14 protein-coding genes, 1 tRNA gene and 2 rRNA genes are annotated in these 20,054 nt (G+C 28.6%); 11 read left to right on the top strand and 6 right to left on the bottom strand.

Annotated features, from left to right (window positions below; translation table 4 throughout):
* Positions 1–20 precede the first annotated feature (20 nt).
* The 3 genes from FG904_RS03015 (at position 21) to FG904_RS03325 (ending at position 7,110) form a co-directional block, all read left to right on the top strand.
* Entirely contained in the window at positions 21–2,135 is a 2,115-nt protein-coding gene (locus tag FG904_RS03015) for a hypothetical protein (protein ID WP_139592434.1), read from the top strand.
* Positions 2,136–2,399: 264 nt separating this feature from the next.
* Positions 2,400–4,574 carry a hypothetical protein gene (locus FG904_RS03010; protein WP_139592433.1) on the top strand — a complete coding sequence of 725 codons (2,175 nt, stop codon included), beginning with the start codon at positions 2,400–2,402 and terminating at the stop codon, positions 4,572–4,574.
* A 280-nt stretch (positions 4,575–4,854) separates the two neighbouring features.
* Positions 4,855–7,110: a hypothetical protein gene (locus FG904_RS03325; RefSeq protein WP_158290333.1), complete on the top strand. Its 2,256-nt coding sequence runs from the start codon at positions 4,855–4,857 to the stop codon at positions 7,108–7,110.
* Between the two features lie 52 nt (positions 7,111–7,162).
* On the opposite strand, the gene FG904_RS03295 is transcribed toward FG904_RS03325, so the two are convergent.
* Entirely contained in the window at positions 7,163–7,324 is a 162-nt protein-coding gene (locus FG904_RS03295; RefSeq protein ID WP_170176058.1) for a hypothetical protein, read from the bottom strand.
* Between the two features lie 314 nt (positions 7,325–7,638).
* The gene (ligA, locus tag FG904_RS03000) at positions 7,639–9,684 is read right to left on the bottom strand and encodes an NAD-dependent DNA ligase LigA (protein WP_139592432.1); all 2,046 of its coding nucleotides are present in this window, start codon (positions 9,682–9,684) and stop codon (positions 7,639–7,641) included.
* A 146-nt stretch (positions 9,685–9,830) separates the two neighbouring features.
* Here ligA and FG904_RS02995 point away from each other — a divergent pair, with 146 nt between their 5' ends.
* The 4 genes from FG904_RS02995 to FG904_RS02980 all read left to right on the top strand — a co-directional run bounded on the left by FG904_RS02995 (position 9,831) and on the right by FG904_RS02980 (position 11,735).
* Entirely contained in the window at positions 9,831–10,961 is a 1,131-nt protein-coding gene (locus FG904_RS02995) for a trigger factor-related chaperone (protein WP_139592431.1), read from the top strand.
* A gap of 45 nt (positions 10,962–11,006) precedes the next feature.
* A 5S ribosomal RNA gene (rrf, locus tag FG904_RS02990) occupies positions 11,007–11,112 on the top strand.
* An 85-nt stretch (positions 11,113–11,197) separates the two neighbouring features.
* Positions 11,198–11,303: ribosomal RNA gene (gene rrf / locus FG904_RS02985) — 5S ribosomal RNA — on the top strand.
* Positions 11,304–11,432: 129 nt separating this feature from the next.
* The gene (locus FG904_RS02980) at positions 11,433–11,735 is read left to right on the top strand and encodes a thioredoxin family protein (RefSeq protein WP_139592430.1); all 303 of its coding nucleotides are present in this window, start codon (positions 11,433–11,435) and stop codon (positions 11,733–11,735) included.
* 289 nt (positions 11,736–12,024) lie between these two features.
* Here the strand turns inward: FG904_RS02980 and FG904_RS02975 are convergent.
* From FG904_RS02975 to FG904_RS02965, 3 genes are all read right to left on the bottom strand, one after another.
* Positions 12,025–12,099 (bottom strand) — tRNA-Thr (locus FG904_RS02975).
* Positions 12,100–12,174: 75 nt separating this feature from the next.
* The gene (gene ffh, locus FG904_RS02970) at positions 12,175–13,485 is read right to left on the bottom strand and encodes a signal recognition particle protein (protein WP_139592429.1); all 1,311 of its coding nucleotides are present in this window, start codon (positions 13,483–13,485) and stop codon (positions 12,175–12,177) included.
* Positions 13,486–13,873: 388 nt separating this feature from the next.
* A complete protein-coding gene (locus tag FG904_RS02965; RefSeq protein WP_139592428.1) occupies positions 13,874–14,704 on the bottom strand; it encodes a hypothetical protein in 831 nt (276 codons plus the stop codon).
* Between the two features lie 605 nt (positions 14,705–15,309).
* Here FG904_RS02965 and FG904_RS02960 point away from each other — a divergent pair.
* The 4 genes from FG904_RS02960 to FG904_RS02950 all read left to right on the top strand — a co-directional run bounded on the left by FG904_RS02960 (position 15,310) and on the right by FG904_RS02950 (position 19,624).
* Positions 15,310–17,127, top strand: a complete 1,818-nt coding sequence (locus FG904_RS02960; RefSeq protein WP_218936991.1) for a hypothetical protein — start codon at positions 15,310–15,312, stop codon at positions 17,125–17,127.
* Between the two features lie 22 nt (positions 17,128–17,149).
* On the top strand, positions 17,150–17,647 hold the full coding sequence (locus tag FG904_RS03340) for a hypothetical protein (RefSeq protein ID WP_218936990.1): 498 nt from the start codon (positions 17,150–17,152) through the stop codon (positions 17,645–17,647).
* A 93-nt stretch (positions 17,648–17,740) separates the two neighbouring features.
* Positions 17,741–18,670, top strand: a complete 930-nt coding sequence (locus tag FG904_RS02955; RefSeq protein ID WP_139592427.1) for an RluA family pseudouridine synthase — start codon at positions 17,741–17,743, stop codon at positions 18,668–18,670.
* The gene (locus FG904_RS02950) at positions 18,671–19,624 is read left to right on the top strand and encodes a hypothetical protein (protein WP_139592426.1); all 954 of its coding nucleotides are present in this window, start codon (positions 18,671–18,673) and stop codon (positions 19,622–19,624) included.
* 107 nt (positions 19,625–19,731) lie between these two features.
* Here the strand turns inward: FG904_RS02950 and FG904_RS02945 are convergent, their stop codons facing one another.
* Positions 19,732–19,947: an MAG6790 family protein gene (locus FG904_RS02945; protein WP_139592425.1), complete on the bottom strand. Its 216-nt coding sequence runs from the start codon at positions 19,945–19,947 to the stop codon at positions 19,732–19,734.
* Positions 19,948–20,054: the final 107 nt, after the last annotated feature.

The following is a 20,054-nucleotide window of genomic DNA, read 5'->3' as shown; positions in this document are numbered from 1 at the left end:
GTTTCAGCAGTAGCTGCATCTTGTGGTGCAAAAAAGAAGAAACAAAGACGAAATCTATAGAAAAAGATAAAACTTCTACAGTTTCAAAACCAACACCATCACCTAAACCTGCTCCTGTTACAACTCCGAAAACTACACCTAAAACTGAAAAACCTGTTGTTAAAACATCGGAAGGTGGCACACCAACAAATCCTAAACCTAACACAACTCCAACACCACCAGTTGATAATAATACGCCTGTTGCAATGCCTGCACCAGCACCCGTTACTAAACCATCACCTGTACCACCGACTGATAATAATATGCCTGCACCAGCAGTTGATGTTACACCTAAACCTAAAAAAGAAACAGAGAACCCTAAAACATCAGAAGAAACAAAACCTAAATCAACAGAGTCTGCAAACCAAACTCCACCAACAACTTCAAGTGAAACAACTCCGCCTACTAATGTAAAACCTAATCCAGTTAATTCCATTCCTGCAGAAGACACAGAATTAACTACAGCTAGAAATGAACTTAAAAAACTGCTTGAAGCTAAAAATTCTGAGTTAAATAACTATTCAGATACAAAATATCAAGAAATTAAAACTACTCTTGAAACAGCATATTCCACAGCTGATGCTAAAAAAGAATCAACATCAAAAGATGATTTAAAATCAGCTAAAACTACTCTTGAACAATCAATAGAAAAGGCTAAAGCAGATAAAACTAAAAAAGATATTGAATTAGCTAAAAATGCATTAAAAGCACTTTTAGACAAAAAAGATGAAAAACTAGCAGAATTTAATGATCCTGCAGATTCTAAATACACATTAAATGCTGTTAAGAAAACTTTAGAAGACGCTTACGCAACAGCTAAAGCTGTATATGATAAACAAAATGCTACTGCAGCTGAATTAACAAATGCTAATCACCCTCTAGAAAATGCAATCTTAGAGGCTAATACAGCTAAATTAGAGTTGACAAATCTATACAATGAAACTAGAAACTCATTACTAAGCAGATTTAATAAAATGTTTGAATACAAAAGATTTCAAGGAATTAATGATGTCTTATTTGATAAATACAATGAAGCAGCTGTAGCATTTTATAACGAAGGCAATAAATTAGACAAAACTAAATTAACTGAAGTTAAAACAAAAATAACAGAAGCCCTAGCACAAGCAGAAGAAACAAAGAAAACCGCTCTAGAATTAACAACTAGTGCAGAAAAAACTAGAATTATTAACTTCTCTCAAATGAATGCTTCACGTCAAAATAATAGTGCTGATAATACAATTGACGGAAATATAAACTTGTCTATTCCTTTCTTCGGGGGAACTGATGGAAGAGGTGCTGTTGGTAAAGATGCTGAAATAAAATATCATTTTTCAAAACCAACTAATATTAAATCTGTAAGACTTCACCAATATATAACTTCAGGTCATACAGAAGTTTTATGAAAAATTAGTGTATATGGCCAAGAACCAAATGGTAATTGAGTGAGTTTAGGAACTATAACAGCAGAAAACCAAGATGACGCCACATTAAAAGCATCAGAAAATAAAAAAGTTGAACTAAGCACTGAAAATCAGGCTAAAAAGTTCAAAACTATTACTATTAAATCTTATGATACAACTAAAAAATGATGAGGTATCAGAGATGTTGAAATCAAAGACACAAACGACAAGAGAGTATTTATAGAAACCCCTGTTGTTGTTTCAACAATTGATTATCCGACAGATTATTTATACGAAGAAGTATTAAAATATAAAGATGAAGCTCCTGCTGGCAAAGAATATAAAGTTGAAAACTTATTTGATAACAGTGATGAAACATTTAACACTTATAGACATCATAATAAAGATAAAAACATTGTTTACAATAATGATAAATTGTATATGGACTTCATGAAACCTATTAATATCCATTCAATAAAAGTAAAACAAGATGCCTTACTAAAATTAAAAGATATGAAAATTATTTTAACAACTAATGATGATAAAAAAGTAGAACACACTTTTAACAGTGTTGAAAAAGACGTAAATTATAATTTATCATCAGATGATGCTAAGAAAACTTATAAGAGAATCGAAATAGTTAGTGCCAGTGATTCAACCGGTTTCTGACAACTAAATGAAGTTGAGATTCTTTAAACAATACTAACAACAACACAAAATACCAAGCTTATACTTGGTATTTTTTAATTTCCTAGTAAATAAATCATTTTGCTTGTAATATGCTATTTTTTCTGAAATCTTTTCTTTTTTTTTTTTTTTGCAGAAAACTTTTAATATCTAAAAATAAAAATTTTGAATATCTTAATATTAAATGGTAGATAAGGATATGAGAAACAACTATTTTCATATTAAGTATAAGAATATATTAGATGTATATAAAAAAAGAAAGAAAAGACGAAAATGAAAAGAATGAAATTTTGATTACCACTACTAAGTGGTTCTTTAAGTGTTCTTGCAGTTTCAGCAGTGGCTGCATCTTGTGGTGCAAAATCTAAAAGTGATGCTAAAAAAGATACTTCAAAAACAACAGTATCACCTGCTCCTGTTAAAACACCAAGTAAACCAGCACCAGTTGTTAGCCCAACTCCCAATCCTAAACCGGTTGCTACTCCTGAAAAAGGAAACACAACAGAAAACAATAATAACTCAACACCAGTACTAACACCTGAAACCCAAACAAAACCTGCTGTTAGTTCAAGCACAGATGCCTCAACTGCTGATAACACTAATAAAACACCAACAGTTTCAGAAAACAATCAAAATCAACCAATGCCAGCAACACCTTCTAACGAACAAGGTTCAAGCAGCGATTCTAAGCGAAGTTCAGAAACTAATGATGAAACACTTAATCAACCAGTTGTCACAACAAACGAACAACCAAGAGAAGAAGTTGCAACTGAAGACCCTGCCATTACAAATGCTAGAAATGCATTAAAAGAAGTTTTAGCTAAAAAAGATGCTGAATTAAATAAATATCTAGACAATAGATATCAGACAATTAAAGCTGAATTAACAAATGCTTTTACTGATGCAGAAACTAAACAAGAATCTAAAAATAAAACCGAACTAGAAAGTGTTAAGTCTGCGTTAGATCAAGCTATTGCTAAAGCACAAAATGATAAAACAGAAAAAGATGTAGAAGTAGCAAGAAATGAATTAAAAGCTGTAATAGCTAAAAAAGAAGAGAAATTAGCACTTTATGTAGATGCAGACGATTCCAAATATACTCAAAAAGCTATTAAAGATATTTTAGAAATAGCATTTTCTAATGCTTCTGCTGTGGCACAAGCAGACACAAGTACAGCTGATGAATTAAACCAAGAAAAACACAAATTAGAAAATGCTATTTTAACAGCTGATACTTCTAAGAATGAACTTAGAGATTTATATAACCAAACAAAAAGTTCGTTATTAGATAGATTTAAGAAAATGTTCGAATATCAATCATATCAAGGAATTAATACAACTTTATTTGATAAATATAATGACGCGGCTGTTAAGTTTTACAATAGTGGTGAAAAATTAACAAAAGAAAACTTACAAACAATTAAAGATGAAATCACACAGGCTCTACAAGCAGCTGAGGCTTCTAAAGAAAATGCTAACAAACTATCTACAAGTGTCAAAGGTATTAGATTAATTAACTACAACGAAATTAATGAAACTCGTTCAAATAATAACCCGGATTATACAATCGACGGAAATGCAGACTTATCAATTCCTTTTTATGCAGATAATGATGGTAGAGCAGCCGTTAAGAGAAATGGTGAATTGCTTTTCCATTTCTCTAAACCTACAAAAATTAAATCAATCAGAGTACATCAATACCGTGGAAGTGAAAATAAAGATGATATTCAATCACTATTCAAGTTAGAACTTCATGGAGAATGATGAACTGGTGGGTGAGAAAGTTTAGGTAAAATTCAAGCTAATGACCAAACTCCAGAAAGCTTAAAATCAGTTGAAAATGTTAAAGTAGATATTGACAATTCAAAAAGAAATAACACATACAAAACCATTTCAGTTAAAGCATTTGAAAACACTGAAAAATGATGAGGAATTAGAGAAGTTGAAATTATTGATGGCGACAATAATAGAATTTTTATTGAAGCACCTGTTGTTATGTCATCAATTTTATTCCCTCATCGCTTCTTAGATTCAGGAGTTTTAACTTACAAAACACCTGCTCCTGAAAGTGTAATGTTTAAAAAGGAAAATGTTTTTGACAATGATACAAGCACATTTAACACATATAGACACGGAACTGGAAATTCACAAACAGTTCATGTTGGTGATGCTCTTTACATGGATTTTCTAAAACCAATGAATGTTCATTCTATTAAATTAGATCAAGATGCTATGCTAAAACTAAAAAATGTTAGAGTCACATTAACTCCAGCTGAAGAAAATGGTCAACCATTAATTAAAGATGTAACATTAACTGATGAACAAAAAGATATTTTTGTTCAATTAACTAAAGATGAAGCTTCTAAAAAATACAAAAGAATTAAAGTTGAAAACACAACAGCTAATTCAGCAGGTTATTGAACACTTAATGAAATTGAAATCCTTTAATTTTGTAAAGAAAGACTTAAAAATCACTATTCTTGTATTGAATAGTGATTTTTTGTCTAAATATAAATTTATACACTAAATTTTTAAATTCCAAAAACGATTTAAGACATTTTGTTATTTTAACTCAAAAAAATATGAAACAAATACCCAATTGTTTTAAACAGACGCTTAAATTGTTTCACAATATTTATAAAATTTTGTTTTTTGATTAATATATATGGGTAAATGGAGGATATAAACAAAAGACGAAAATGTATATATAAATTGCAAGGAAATAAACATGAAAAAAATCAAATTTTTAATACCAATTTCAGGTTCTTTAAGTGTTTTAACTGCATTGACTACTGCAGTTTCTTGTAGCACTAATGACAAAGGTAGTGCTGATAAATCTAATAATGACAAGTTAGATAATAAAGATATTACTAATAAGAAAGGTATAAAAGCTCCTGTGAGTCCAGCTCCTGTGAGTCCAGCTCCTGTGAGTCCAGCTCCTGTGAGTCCAGCTCCTGTGAGTCCAGCTCCTGTGAGTCCAGCTCCTGTGAGTCCAGCTCCTGTGAGTCCAGCTCCTGTGAGTCCAGCTCCTGTGAGTCCAGCTCCTGTGAGTCCAGCTCCTGTGAGTCCAGCTCCTGTGAGTCCAGCTCCTGTGAGTCCAGCTCCTGTGAGTCCAGCTCCTGTGAGTCCAGCTCCTGTGAGTCCAGCTCCTGTGAGTCCAGCTCCTGTGAGTCCAGCTCCTGTGAGTCCAGCTCCTGTGAGTCCAGCTCCTGTGAGTCCAGCTCCTGTGAGTCCAGCTCCTGTGAGTCCAGCTCCTGTGAGTCCAGATATTTCGAATAATGAAACTAAACGCAATGAAAATCATGTTTCAGGTGATACAAGCAAAAACTTTGAAACAAAATTAAATAATTTAAAAACTCAATTAAATAAACTATTAAACACTAAAGAAACAGAATTAAGTAAATATTCTGATCAAAAGTACTCAGAAATTAAAAACAATCTAGAACAGGCTTTTAATAATGCCGAAAAAGTCAAAGAAACTGGTGATTACAGCATCTTAGAACAAGCTCAGTCTGAATTAGAAAAATCAATTGCAAAAGCTACATCTGATAAAGAAACTAATGATTTGAGTTCGATTAAAACTGAACTTAAATCATTATTAAATCAAAAACAAATACAGTTAGATAAATATCAAGATACTGTCGATTCAAAATACACATTATTAAACATTAAAACTGAACTAGAAACAGTTTACAATACTGTACAAGCAGTTTTTGATAATCAGAGCACAACCCTACAACAACTTGTTGACGCTAAAACTAAACTTCAAGAAGTCATTTCGCAAGCTGATACAAATCTTAACAATTTAAAAGAACTTTATAGCACAGTTAAAGACTTGCTAGTAAAAAGATTTATTAAAATGTTTGAATATAAATACTATCATGGTATAAACACAAAGTTATTTGATGTTTATAATCAAGCTGCTGTAGACTTTTATAATCAAGGTCAAAAAATAAACATGCAAAAACTGCAACAAATTAAAGCAAATATTGATGCAGGTTTAGCGCAAGTTGAAACAAGCAAACAAACAGCTAACTCAATTAAATCAGTAGAGTTAAAAGAAATTACATTGGTTAATCAAAAAGAAATAGCAGAATACAGATCTAATAATAATGCTGAATATGCAATTGATGGCAATTCATCGTTATCTATTCCGGTATTTGGTAACAAAGACGGAATAGGCGCTGTTAAACGTAATGGAGAAATTTTATTTAACTTTACTAAACCTATTAATGTCAAATCCGTTACCTTACATCAATATGTTGAAACAACAAGATTTGAGGCATTAAAGGATGTTCATTTATATGGTCAAGTAGAAGATGGTGGCTGATATGAACTTGCTTCATATACTAAAGAAAATGAAAACTATGCCACTTTGGCTTCAGTAAAAGATTACACATTTACTGTTCCTAAAGACAAGCAAAGTGCTAAATTTAAAACCTTAACACTTAAATCACTGTCTGATACTGGTAAGTGATGAGCAATTAAAGATGTGGATATTATTCAAACTGATGATAGCAAGATTTTTATCGAATCTCCAATAGTGGCTTCAACTCAATCTGAAAAATCTCTGTTTTCTTACTGAGTTTTATCATATGGTGACAAAACTGAAACAGAAACTGAATTTAAGTTAAGCAACATCATAGATGGTGATAATAATACATACAATAAATACAGAACATCATTAGCTGGAAGCGATAACGATCCTGGTTTTCCATTACATATGGAGTTTTTAAAACCAATCAACATTCATTCAATTAAGCTTAATCAAAGTTCTGAGCTTAAATTGTCAGATTTAAAACTGAAATTAATTGACACAAATAATCAGGCAACAGATATTATTCTAACTAATGTTGATAGTGTTGCAGAATTCATAGTTCCTGCAGATAGTATTAACAAAAAGTTTAAATCAATTTCAATTCAATACACTAACCCAACAAAAGTTAAACATCTATGACAAATTAATGACATAGAAATTCTTTAATATAAAATACCCATAACATTATAGTTATGGGTATTTTAACCAAATTTCAAAATTATTTGTTTCCTTTGTAAGCAGGATTGTTTGGGTTCATTTGGTTTGCTCTGTTATTGTTAGCAGCTCTATTTGCGCTATTGTTTGAGTTCAATTGATTTGAGTGGTGATTTAATTGTTGTTTTGAATGTGTGTTACCACTCACTTTATTTTTATTGTTCATTTTTTACCTCCTTTCTTATTTAGAAGTGTTTTATTCTTTTTTAACACTTCTAGCAATATTATATAAGTAGAGAGAGAAGCGTTTTTTTGAAAAAATGGCAAATTTATGAATGTTTTGCTAAAAAATACAAAAAATTGTTGTTTTTTTATCGAAACAGTGTATTTTTTTATCTTTGATGTTACAGTATTTGTAAATATCGTTCAATATGTTACAAAGATATTTAACAAAGCTTTAAGAAATATAAAAACACACCTTTCTTAACAAAGAGGTGTGTGTATATTTTTTACTATAATTTATCTTAGATTTTTTATGTTTTATTTAATTAAATCTAATAATTCAACTTCACTTATTGTTGGAATATTTAGCTTTTGAGCCTTAGAAATTTTAGCTTCACCAACATTTTCACCGCACAATAAATAATTCACATTTTTCGAAATAGATGAAGCTACTTTGCCACCGTTTTTTTCAATTAAATCTGACATTTCATTTCTGGAAACTGATAAAGTTCCAGAAATTACAAAAGTTAAATTGCTTAATTTACCATCTGTTTGTTGGTTCTGAATATACTTTAAATGACTATCTAATCTTTTGATTGTTTCTATATTTTTTTCATCACTAAAATATTCTTTTAGTGATGAAACTATTTCAGGTCCGATTGAATTAATTAATAAAAGCGAATCAAAATCATAATCAATAAAATCACTTAATTTATTAATTTTGTTAGTTAGTAAAATTGCTACTTCTTTACCAATATTTTTAATTCCTAAGGCATACAATGCTTTAGGTAGTTCAATGTTTTTAGCTTCTTGTATGCTATCTAAAATACCATTTACTTTTTTGTCTTGATAACTAGGTAGTTGCAACATTTGCTCTTTATATTTTTCTAATTCAAAAATTGATGCTAAATCAGTTAAATAACCTTGTTCTAAGAAGGTTTCAATATTTTTTGTACCTAATGTTAAAATATTAAAAGCATTTCTAGACACTGCATGAATAAAGTTTTTTTGAACTTTACCGGGACAGTTAATGTTGTCACAAAATTGATCAACTATGTTTGGATATTCAACTAATGGTGAATTACAAATTGGACAATGTGTTGTTTTATCAAAAACACCTTGTGTAAGCTTTTGTTTTAATTCGATTATTTTAGGAATGATTTCACCCGATTTGATAATTACTACTTGATCACCAATGTTAAGATTTAAATTTTCAATAAAATCATAATTATGAAGCGTTGCTTTTTGTACCATTGTTTGATTTAATTCAACTTTATCAAACTCAGCAACATAAGTTATTTTTCCTGTTCGACCAACCGTTGTAAGAATGTTTGTAATAATCGGATATGCTTCTTCAGTTTTGTATTTGAATGCAATTGCATATTTAGGAAACTTAGCAGTTTTACCTAAGCTATCTCAATATTGCAGTTGATTTAATTTAATTACAAATCCATCACAGTCATATTCAAAACTGTTTTTTATACTTTCAAAATTTTCAATTCTTTTAAAAATATTATTTAATTCAGATTCATTGTAACTAACATCATGACTTTGAAAACCTAGGTTGTTTAAGAAAGGAACGATTTGACTTTGCAATGTTAAATTATGTTTTTCAGGGTCAACAATATCATAAGCTAAAAATTGCAAGTTTCTTTCTGCTACTAAGCTACCATTTTTTTGGCGCAATGTTCCAGCCGCCATATTTCTAGTGTTAGCAAATTCTTCTTGTTTAACTTTAGCAACTTCATTTTGATCAGTCAGTTGAGCAATTTGTTGTTCATATTTCTGTCTTAAAGCACTATTTGTTAATTCAAATTGGGTTTTTGATATATATATTTCACCCCTTATTTCTAGGGAGTTTGAATAATTTATATGCTTAGGAATCGATTTTATCAACCTTGCATTTTTAGTAACATCTTCTCCGATTTGTCCATTACCTCGTGTAATTGCTTTTTGTAATTTACCGTTGTTATAGTGCAAAGTTAAAGATAAACCATCAATTTTTGGTTCTAAATTAAAACTAATATTTTTGTCATTTAATGATTGAATAGTATCATCAATGAATTTAGCAACCTCATCTAAGGAATAGGCTTTAGCTAAAGATAGCATTGGTCTTTCATGCCTGTATTTACTGAATTCTAAGCTAGGTACTCCACCTATTTTAACAGTCGGTGAATCTGGTTGAATTAAGTCTGGGTACTTGCGTTCTAAGTCTTCTAATTGCCTTAATTTTAAGTCATAAACATAATCATCAACCAAGGGTTGATCTAGGTCATAATATGCATGATTTAGTTTGTTAATTTCTTGTGTTAAAGTCAAAATTAAATCTAAAGATTGTTGTTTTTTAGTCATTGGTTTTGTCATATAAATTAATTATATATTGATAGTTTAAACAATTAAATTAATTGTTGAAATAAGAAAATAAAGGCGTTAAATCTGAGAATTAAAACTAGCTGTTTTACTTTAAATTTGAATTTAATATAATTAAAATAACTATAGAAATGAGGTGTATGAAATTTTTAATTGATAAGTTCACAGTTGATAAAGCTGTTTGACTAGAAACACAAAATAATTCATTCAAAAGATTGGAAGAAAACAAGCCAAAAGATCAAAAAATTGATCGTCCAACTATTTTAGCAACGGCTTCATTATATTTAATGCAAGTAGAAAAAGATAAACTACTTGAAAAATTAAATAAAGAAAATCCAGATAAGATTTTCTTTATGGGTGTTGAACAAAATGTGCAAATGAGCCCTGATAATTTAAGTTATGATTTAAAGTCATATTATTTTGATGATTTAGATCAATTCAAATTAGATATTGATCCTGAACACAAATTCTTTATTCCTGCTGATAGTGAAAAGAAAGTTGAAGAATTTTTAAAAAACTTTATTAGTGAATATTCATTCAGAGTTCCTGTCATTAAAGACAAGGTTGAACAAGGTGATTTAGTGTCAATTGAAATTTATGACATGGAAGATAACATGCAAGGAACTTATTTCCTTGAAGGTAAAAATGTTAATGAAGCTAATTTACTTAAGTTTTTAGAAAATAAAAACTTAACAGATAAGCATCAAACAGTTTTAAATGAACAAGATGTAAAAATTAAAGTGGCATCTATTTATCAATTCAAAAAAATGCCTATTACTGATGAAAACATTCATTTATTACAAATGGAAAATGTTAAAACATTAGAAGATGTAAAAGAATTTATCAGATTCCAAACTTTCCAACAAATCGTAATCGACCAACTATTTAATTACGGTCAAGAAATAATGCTTCAAATCAACAGAGAAAATTTAGCTAAAATTGATTTTCAACCTGATTTATTAGCATCTGAATCGGATCCTGTCAAATTTGCAGCATATAATATTAAAGGCGACTATAAACAAATTGCGCTTGAAACTATTACTAACTACTTCTGAACAATGTTGTTTATTAAAAAACTGCAAATCATTGTTTCAAGAGATGATATAGAAATTGAATTTAATAGATTTAGACAAGTTTTAGGTCAAGAAGCTTATAGCATTCCTTTATTCAAAATTGCTAATACAGTTTTATATAAAAAATTAGGTTTATACTATTTACAAAAACTACAACCTGAAGATTTTGCTAAATATAGCAAATACTTTTCTAAATAATTTTTAAAAAGTTCTTGGTTTTTTTTAAAAATCAGTTATTATTTAATCAGTGGTTATAGCAAAGAGGATCACCTGAACCCATTCCGAACTCAGTAGTTAAGCTCTTTAGTGCCGACGATAGCCGAAAGGTGAAAATAGGGAGCCGCTGTTTTTTTATGCTTTTTTTGGTAAAACAGCGTCTCTATTAAAAAAATCAAAAAATTATTTTACTATTTACAAAAACAAGATATAATCTAATCAGTGGTTATAGCAAAGAGGATCACCTGAACCCATTCCGAACTCAGTAGTTAAGCTCTTTAGTGCCGACGATAGCCGAAAGGTGAAAATAGGGAGCCGCTGTTTTTTTATGCCTTTTTGGCACACAAATTACCAAAAAGTTAGTTTTTAGGCTAAAAAACAGTAAAAAATTAACTTTTTGGTAATTTTGATTTAAAAATGTTTATAATTAATCAAATATTTATAAGAGGTATTATGTTACACGAAACAACAAAAGAGCTATTACAAGAAAAATTAAATGACGGTACAGTTGGTAAAAGATTATTAGTTTTTTACGCTGATTGATGTGGTCCATGTAAAATGTATAAATCTTCTTTAGAACAACTAGTTGAAAAAGATAACATGGATGTATTTAGAGTTAATATTGATAAAGAACAAGAATTAGCTAAAGAATATAGAGTTGCTTCAATTCCGTTTACAGTAGTTTTAGAAAATAATCAAGCTACTAAATCATTTGCAGGATTTAAACCTTACGAATTGTTGAAAAACGAAATTTAAAATAAAAAATAAAACAACCTATGATATGGGTTGTTTTTTATTATTTTAATATATTTAAACTAAATTGTTTTGACACTAAAAACTTTCAAAACATTGAATATATTTAATATTTCAAGAAGAAATATACAATAAAGTCATTGAAAACATGAAACTACACAACAAATAAAAAATATAATAATTTTGTATAGATTATAAGTAATTTTTGAACTATATTTTATTTTTGAACTTTTAAAAAATTTATAAATGAATATTAAATGAATTTAATAAAAATATTTTAGATGAAAATATTTGGTGCCGCCAAGAAGGATTGAACTTCCGACCCCTTCCTTACCATGGAAGTGCTCTACCACTGAGCTATAGCGGCATATAAATAATTGTACCATAATTTTTCATATTCTTACTTATGATACAATCACTTATTAATTAAAGATGAAATACATTAAAACATTTTTCCTAGGTCGCCTAAACCGTTTAGACCACCACCCGATTTGATTTTTTTAGAAATTTCAGACATTTTTTTACTCATATTATCAAAGTCTGATAATAATTTATTATATTCTTGAGTACTACGTCCAGACCCTTTTAAAATTCTTTCTTTTCTAGAAGCTTGTTTTAAAAGTTTTGGATTTTTTCTTTCTTTTTTAGTCATTGATGACATTAAAATTTGATAAACTCTCATTTTTTCTTCAGCACTATCTAAATCTTGTTCGCTAACACGATTTGCTAAATTACCCGGAAGCATTTTTAAGATCTTAGAAAATTTACCTAAGTTTTTCATTTGCTTAATTTGTTCTAATAAATCATCTAAAGTAAATTGACCTGAAAACATTCTTTCAACCATTGTTTGAGCTTTGTCTTCATCAATACTTTCTTTGGCATGTTCGATCAGCGTTAAAACATCACCCATTCCCAAAATTCTTTCAGCCATTCTATCTGGGTGGAAAATTTCAAAGTTTGATGTTTTTTCCCCTGTACCAATAAACTTAATAGGAATATTTAAAACTTGACGCAAGCTTAAAGCTGCTCCACCACGAGCATCAGAGTCTAATTTGGTAATAATTGTTCCAGTTAGTTTTAAATTATCATGAAAAGCTTGTGCAACATTAATTATATCTTGACCACTTAGTGCGTCAGCAACAAATAAAATTTCACCAGGATGAACTAATTGTTTAATTTCCTTCAATTCATTCATTAAAGGTTCATCAATAGCCAAACGACCTGCTGTATCAATAATAATTAAATCATTACCATTTTCTTTAGCGTGTTGGATAGCATTTTGAACAATAGTTTGAGCTGAAACATTTGTCCCTTGCTGATAGTAATCAACTTGAATTTGTTTTGCTAGTGTTACTAGCTGATCTACAGCAGCCGGACGATAGATGTCAGCGGCTACTAGAAGTGGTTTTTCAACCATTTTTTTCTTTCTTAAAAAGAAAGCTAACTTAGCTGATGCTGTTGTTTTACCTGACCCTTGCAATCCTGCCATCATAATGATGAAAGGTTTTTTGTCAATTTTAACTTCTTGTGTTTTACTTCCTAAGATAGAAACCAATTCATCTCTAACAATTGAAATCATGTGTTGAGAAGGGTTTAATTTATGAGTTAATTGACTGTCAAGAGCTTTTTGTTTTACGTTAGCAATAAATTCTTTAATAACTTTTAAATTAACGTCAGCTTCTAGCAGTGCTAATTTAATGTCTCTTGTAACTTCTAAAATATCTTCTTCATTTACTTGAACTTTTTTCGCCATTTTAGCGAAGCTTTTTGTATTCTTTTTTCTAAAAAATCTAGCATGTTATTATTATACCCAAATAACTAAGTTATTTGATTCTTGTCTGTTTTTTAAACAATATTTTTGATATGTTATAAGTTTCTTATTTTAATTAAACTCTTTTGTACCTTTGACATAGTTATGAATTGCTTATTTTGTCAGTTTCATATTGACTGATTTAGAAAAATCAATGGATTTGTGCTTTTTTACTAAAGCTAAGATTTTCAATCCCTTGTTTGTTGACTTAAAAGTTTTATAAATTTGATTTTTTAAAATTTGATTGAATATCTGATTCTGTAAATTTAAGAAATAATAAAAACGCACTTTCGCGCGTTTTTGTATTGAAAAAATTATTATAAAAAGGAGGTTAACCCATGTAAACCATTTTGGTGTGATGCAAGTATTTAGCTCTGAAAAAAAGAAAGGGTAAAATAAAGCTAAACACTATCCAACAAGAAAATACAGGGTAAACAAGGAGTGTGCTCAAGTATTCAAGAGAAACGTATAATAAACTAAAACTTAACACACTAAACATAAGGAAAATCAATGATAGCCCAAGGTAAAAGTATTTGATTTTGACATAGCTTGTAAATTGAACATTAACTTTGTTAATAAATAAAAAAGGACAAAATATATGTAAAAGTTTGTTATTTTTCAAGCCAAGATTTAAAAATAAAGCACAATAACCCAACAGTGCAATTAAAAATAATCACAAATCAAGCTTAATAGCTGATTTTCAATATACTTCTGGCCCTTGAGCAATAATTTGTATTAAAAACTTGAAAAATGTTACTACAATTAGAACATTTAAAGCAGTGTTAATTGAGAAAATGACTAATCTTTTTCTTCTAATAGTTTCTTCTGGTAGCACAGTTATGTCAGAAGGAAACTCTTCAACATTTTTCTGTTTTAGCAGTGCTAACTCAAAGAAATAACATAAAACAGTTAGCACAGTTGTCGCAATACCTGCAGTGACGAACAATTTATAGAATAATCAACTCATTGAATAAATTTGATGATATCCATATAGGGCCGAAAATATACCTATTACAGTTAAAAACAAGGAAATTGAAGATAAACTAAAGTAATAAGTATTTAATGATTTAGAATTTTGAAATTCTAAATCAATTGATTTATAGTAAAGAAAATTTAGTAAAGATTTTTTAATGTTTTTAGTAGTTAAAATTGTTCTAAACACTGAGGTGAAATAAATAAATAAGCCAATAATTAACAGTCAAAAGAAATTTTTAAGTAAAACTGTAATGGCGTATCTATTATTGTGTTTTTTGCATCATATGAATACACATAACTACTTTCTTCAGTTGCATAAACTATGAATGATACAAAACCTATCAGAAATAAGGACAGGGCTAACAAATGACTTCATAAAAGTATTTTGTTACGGATTGGTATCCTTATATTGTCTTTTAAATAAATTTTATTTAAAAGACAACTATAAAAAGTATGAAATTTGTTTTCAGACTTATTTATATTTTTGTTTTTTTCATTTTAATAATCCTAATTAAAATTACTGGCTAATGACTAGCATTAACCATAATTAAATTATATTTTTATATATAACATTAATTTCTTTTTGGATACTAAAAGTCTGATTTTCTGGAAAGTTTCAACCTAAAATTTGTTTTTATCATATTTTTCCAGTTTTTTGCTTTTTGTTAATAAATAAGTGATTTAAATTGAATATGGAAAAATTAAATTTCTGCTTTAAATAATTAGCGCAAGGAAAAAGTTTGTGTGATTTATTTGTGTAGAATGTGTGTGAGACACACTAAAGGAGAAATTATGATTTTAAAATATAGTAATGAATTAGAAGGTCAAGAAGATTTTTATAGCACCATATTAACAAGAGTTAATAAAGAATTAACTCTTGATGATGTTTTTGTTAATAATACTGATGGTGTTGTTAATGGTAATATTTTAGAATTCAAATTAATAATTAATGACCTAAATGCCACATTATTTCAAGTTGTAAAATATTTATCTCAAATGAGAATTAGAGGTAAATCTATACCTAAGAACATTTTGTTAATATCATTAAATGAAACAACTGCCTACTTATATGATTCTCAAGACTATTTTGATGAAATTCATAAGGTTTACATTGGAGCAAGTTCTAAAAATAATGTTGGTTTTATAAGTAAAGAATATAAAAAGAAATTAAATTATTCAAATCACACAGATGGACAAGAATTAATTAACTTACTTAAACAAGAAAACTACATGAAAATTAACATCGATGAAAACTGTATTGTTGGATGAGCAGAGAGATATTACAATGAAAATCCAAGTGCTCAAAAAGCTGATTTTATTGGTGATTTAAATGGAAAAATCAAAATTGTAGGTGAAATTAGAAATCCTGAGAAATTTAAAAATTTAATTAATCCCTATGTTGGTGAAACAAATGTTAAATTTCAATGACTTATGGATAAGTTAAATGATAATTTACAAAAGAAAAATTTAGGTGCTTTTTATACACCTTTACCTTATGTAGAAAAATCATTAGAACTACTTAGAAAAGCTATTGCCAGAGTTCCAGAAGGCAACGATTATATTATTTTAGATAGATGTGCCGGAACTGGAAATTTAGAAAAACTATTAACAGACGAAGAACTAAGCCACTGTGTTTTATCAACAATTGAATATTATGAATATAAAGTTCTGCTTGAATTATTAGGAGATAAAGTAAGAGCAATTATTCCACCATTTGAACAACAAGATACATTCAATATGGGTCTAGTAAAAGGTGCTGATGCATTAAGTCAAGAATATATAGAAAATAATGAAATTATGAAATATGTTAATGATCCAAAATGCACCATAATTTTATTTGAAAATCCACCTTATGCTGAAGCAGGAGCTAGAGATGCTCAAAAAGTAAAAGCTCATCAAGTTTCTTGAAAAAAATCTTATGCAACCACACAAATGAAAGCTGAAGTTAAGAATAATTCAAATATTAAAGGTAGTGTGACTAATGATTTAGCAAATATATTTATCTGAAGTGGATTTAAATATTATTTAAGACAAGATACTGATAGTTATGTTTTATATAGTCCAATTAAATATTGAAAAAGTCAACACATTATTAATAAAGAATTCCTTGGTGGATTTGGTTTTAACAAAAGACATTTTCATGCAACATCAGATTCGTTTATTTCAGCAATTTTATGATCAAATAAAAATTCTTTCATTGAAGAAATAGAGTTAGATTGCTATGAAATACAAGATAACAAAATTATTTTTGATGAAACTTTAAAAGTACCTAGAATTTATAGTTCATATAGTGATTTATTTGATAGAAGAGAGTTTGATAACGATACATTTGATGGTGTTATTTTAAGTATGGACGGTACTGAAATGTCTCCTGAAATTATTAAAGAAAAGCAAAAGAGTGAAGGTTTTAGCAAGAAAATTAGAGTTAAACCACTTTATAATGAAAATATGATAGGTTATTTAGCTGCCGCTGGTAATAATTTAGAAAACCAAGGTTTTCAAACTTTATTTAATAGAGCAGGATGTATAGAGGTAATGGTTTTTATGTTAGAAGTGACAATTTTCTGCCCGTTCTACCACTCTTCGCGGGGGGGGATTTGTACAGTATAAAAACAACTACAAAATCAATGGATTGCTATTTAGGACAGCTGATTTAAAAGAAAAATACTTAAAAGATGTCCAAAAAGGTATTTTAGACACTTGATTATTGAAAATATTATTCTGAACTTCACTGTGTCAGTTTTCTAAATTAAGAAGCTTCTATGGTTCTGATAAAAGATTTTATAAAAATGAATTTAGTTTAGACACAACTTTAGGTGAAACACTAACCACTAAAGCCTTAGAAAAACTAGAATTTAATCAAGCAGAAAACAAAATATTGGGTGTTTGAATGCAAATTTTAATTGAAGCTAAGAAAACTGAAAATTATAACCCTGAATTTAATTATGGTTTATACCAAATAATCCAAGAACTAAACACATTTAAGAAAGAAAAAGTAAGTGGTAGTGTTAAAAATGTCTATGATTATCCAGAACTAAATAGTCATATCAATACTTTAAAACAATTACTAAAAGATTACTTTTTAGAAGAAATTTCTCCTAACTTATTTAAATATGAATTCCTAAAATAAAGACAATAATATGCAGTTTTAAGCACTGCATATTATTTTATTTCTTTCCTGAATATCAACGGTCTTTTAAAATTAAATGTATATAATTTAAATATGATTGAACTTAAAGTAAACTATTCTGAAAGAATAGATAAATATATTTCAAATAACACTGAAATTTCAAGAAACGACATTAAACAGCTAATCGATGAAAGAGTTGTTATGGTTGATGGAGTTTTGGTTAATAAACCTAAATTCACTGTAAAAGAAGGTCAAACAATTACTATTTCAAGAGTAATTGATAAAGAAATTCATGTAGAACCTAAACAAATGGAATTAAACATTGTTTATGATGACCAAGACATTTGTGTTATAAACAAGCCTTCAGGTTTAACAGTTCACCCAGCTCCTGGTCATCATGATGACACTTTAGTTAATGGACTTTTATATCACTTTAAAAACAATTTATCAAATGAAAATGGTTTATTAAGACCTGGAATTGTTCATAGAATTGACAAAGATACAAGTGGATTGTTAATTATTGCTAAAAACAATAATTCACATAAAATTCTTGCTGATATGTTTGTTAATCATGAAGTTAATCGTTCATATGTAGCAATTACTGATGGAATTCCTGAGTCTAAAAAAATGAAATTAGTCTTGCCAATTGGTCGTTCAGAAAAAGATCGTTTAAAAATGGCTATTACTAATAAAAATTCAAAAGAAGCTATTACAAATTTAACTTTATTAGACACTTTTTACATTGATAAATTACCTAAATCACTTGTTAAATGTACTCTAGAAACAGGTAGAACACACCAAATTAGAGTTCATCTAGCACATATCGGATTACCAATTTATGGAGATCCTGTTTATAATAAAAAAATAGATGAATTTGGTCAAAGATTACATGCTTACAAGCTTGAATTTATTCATCCTACATCAAAACAAAAAATGGTGTTTTATGCTAAACCACCAGTTGAGTTTGATGTAGCTAAGTTTGATTTTGACACTTTCTTTGAAACAGAAAAAAAGGAGGACTAAATGATACCTTTTAAAAAACTTACTGAATATGATAATGAAGCGGAATTGTCAAAAGTTGGTAAAACGACTTTTAGAAATTGAATTATTTTAGGTTTTCTAAGCGCTTTTATTATTTTTTCACTTTATTTAGGATTAATTATTAACAGCGCTGTAAATGCAAATGAACTAAGAGAATATGGCGGATATACAGCAAATGCTTTTAACACTCAAATTGCACCTAATGACAGGACAATACTACAAAATGTTGCACAACAACAATTTATATATTCAATTATTACGAACTTGCTTTTAATGTTTGCTATTGGTTATGCTATTTTTACTTTAGGTTTAGGATATTACAAATCAGTACAAAAACAAGACTATATTCACCTACAATTAACTTATGTGCGTGTAATGTTCTTTATTGGTTTATGAAATGCTATTGATTTATTCCAATATATTTTCTTCAGCAAAGTAAGAGTTATTCCATTCCAAAGTGCTTCTAATGGATATATTATTAACTTTATTTTTGAAATGTTAATTCTAAGTATTTCTATCGTGTCATGAATTTTTGTTTCACACAATATTAAGAAAATTTGAATTTTATTCTTTAATATTAAACGTAAAAAACAAATGGAAGAGTTTCTAAAACAAGCACAAAAAATGCAGAATGATCCAAACAGTTTCTTAAACATGATGTTTGGTGGTCAAGCTAATTCTTTCAATGCCGATGCACAGCCTAAAACTGAACAAACTGAACAAGAAACTACTCAAAATCCAGAAGCTACGCAAGTCACAGAAACGACTGATCCACAAAAAGAACAACAAGTCAAAAAACTACTTGAATTACCAAATTCTCAATTATTTTCAATTGCTGAAATGTTAAAAATTTCTGGTTATCAAGACATGCAAAAAACAGAATTAGCAAATCTAATTTATGAATATTCGAAACAAGATACACAAAATAAAGAGTAACTAAAAACACTGCATCTGCAGTGTTTATTTTTGTTCTTTTTTTATTACTGTGAACACCTTTAAATAAAGGTTAAATGATTAAAATGATTTTGTAAATGTCTTAGAAATTAAACTGTTTTTAAAACAACTTCTTTAGAAGCTCTTTTTCCTTCTAAATGATTTCTTTCAACATGAACTACTTCAATTTTTTCATTACCTTTGGTATGAAGTCCGTGTTTTTGTCCACGGCGAAATCCTTTAATAAGTCCTTCTAATTCGTCAAGAGTATTTGCTTGTGCTATTAACTCTCCGTTAGAAACTAATTTAGCTTTATATTTATACATAAAGACCTCCGATTTCTTATTCACATTTATATTATAGTGCTAAAATTAACCTGTTTTTTCAAACTTTTTTAAATAGTTAAATAAACTTGAAATTTTTGCATTTTCTT

The organism is Mycoplasma nasistruthionis, assembly GCF_006228185.1.
Taxonomy (GTDB): Bacteria; Bacillota_I; Bacilli_A; order Mycoplasmatales; family Metamycoplasmataceae; genus Mycoplasmopsis; species Mycoplasmopsis nasistruthionis.
This window is presented reverse-complemented; position numbering and strand designations above follow the sequence as displayed.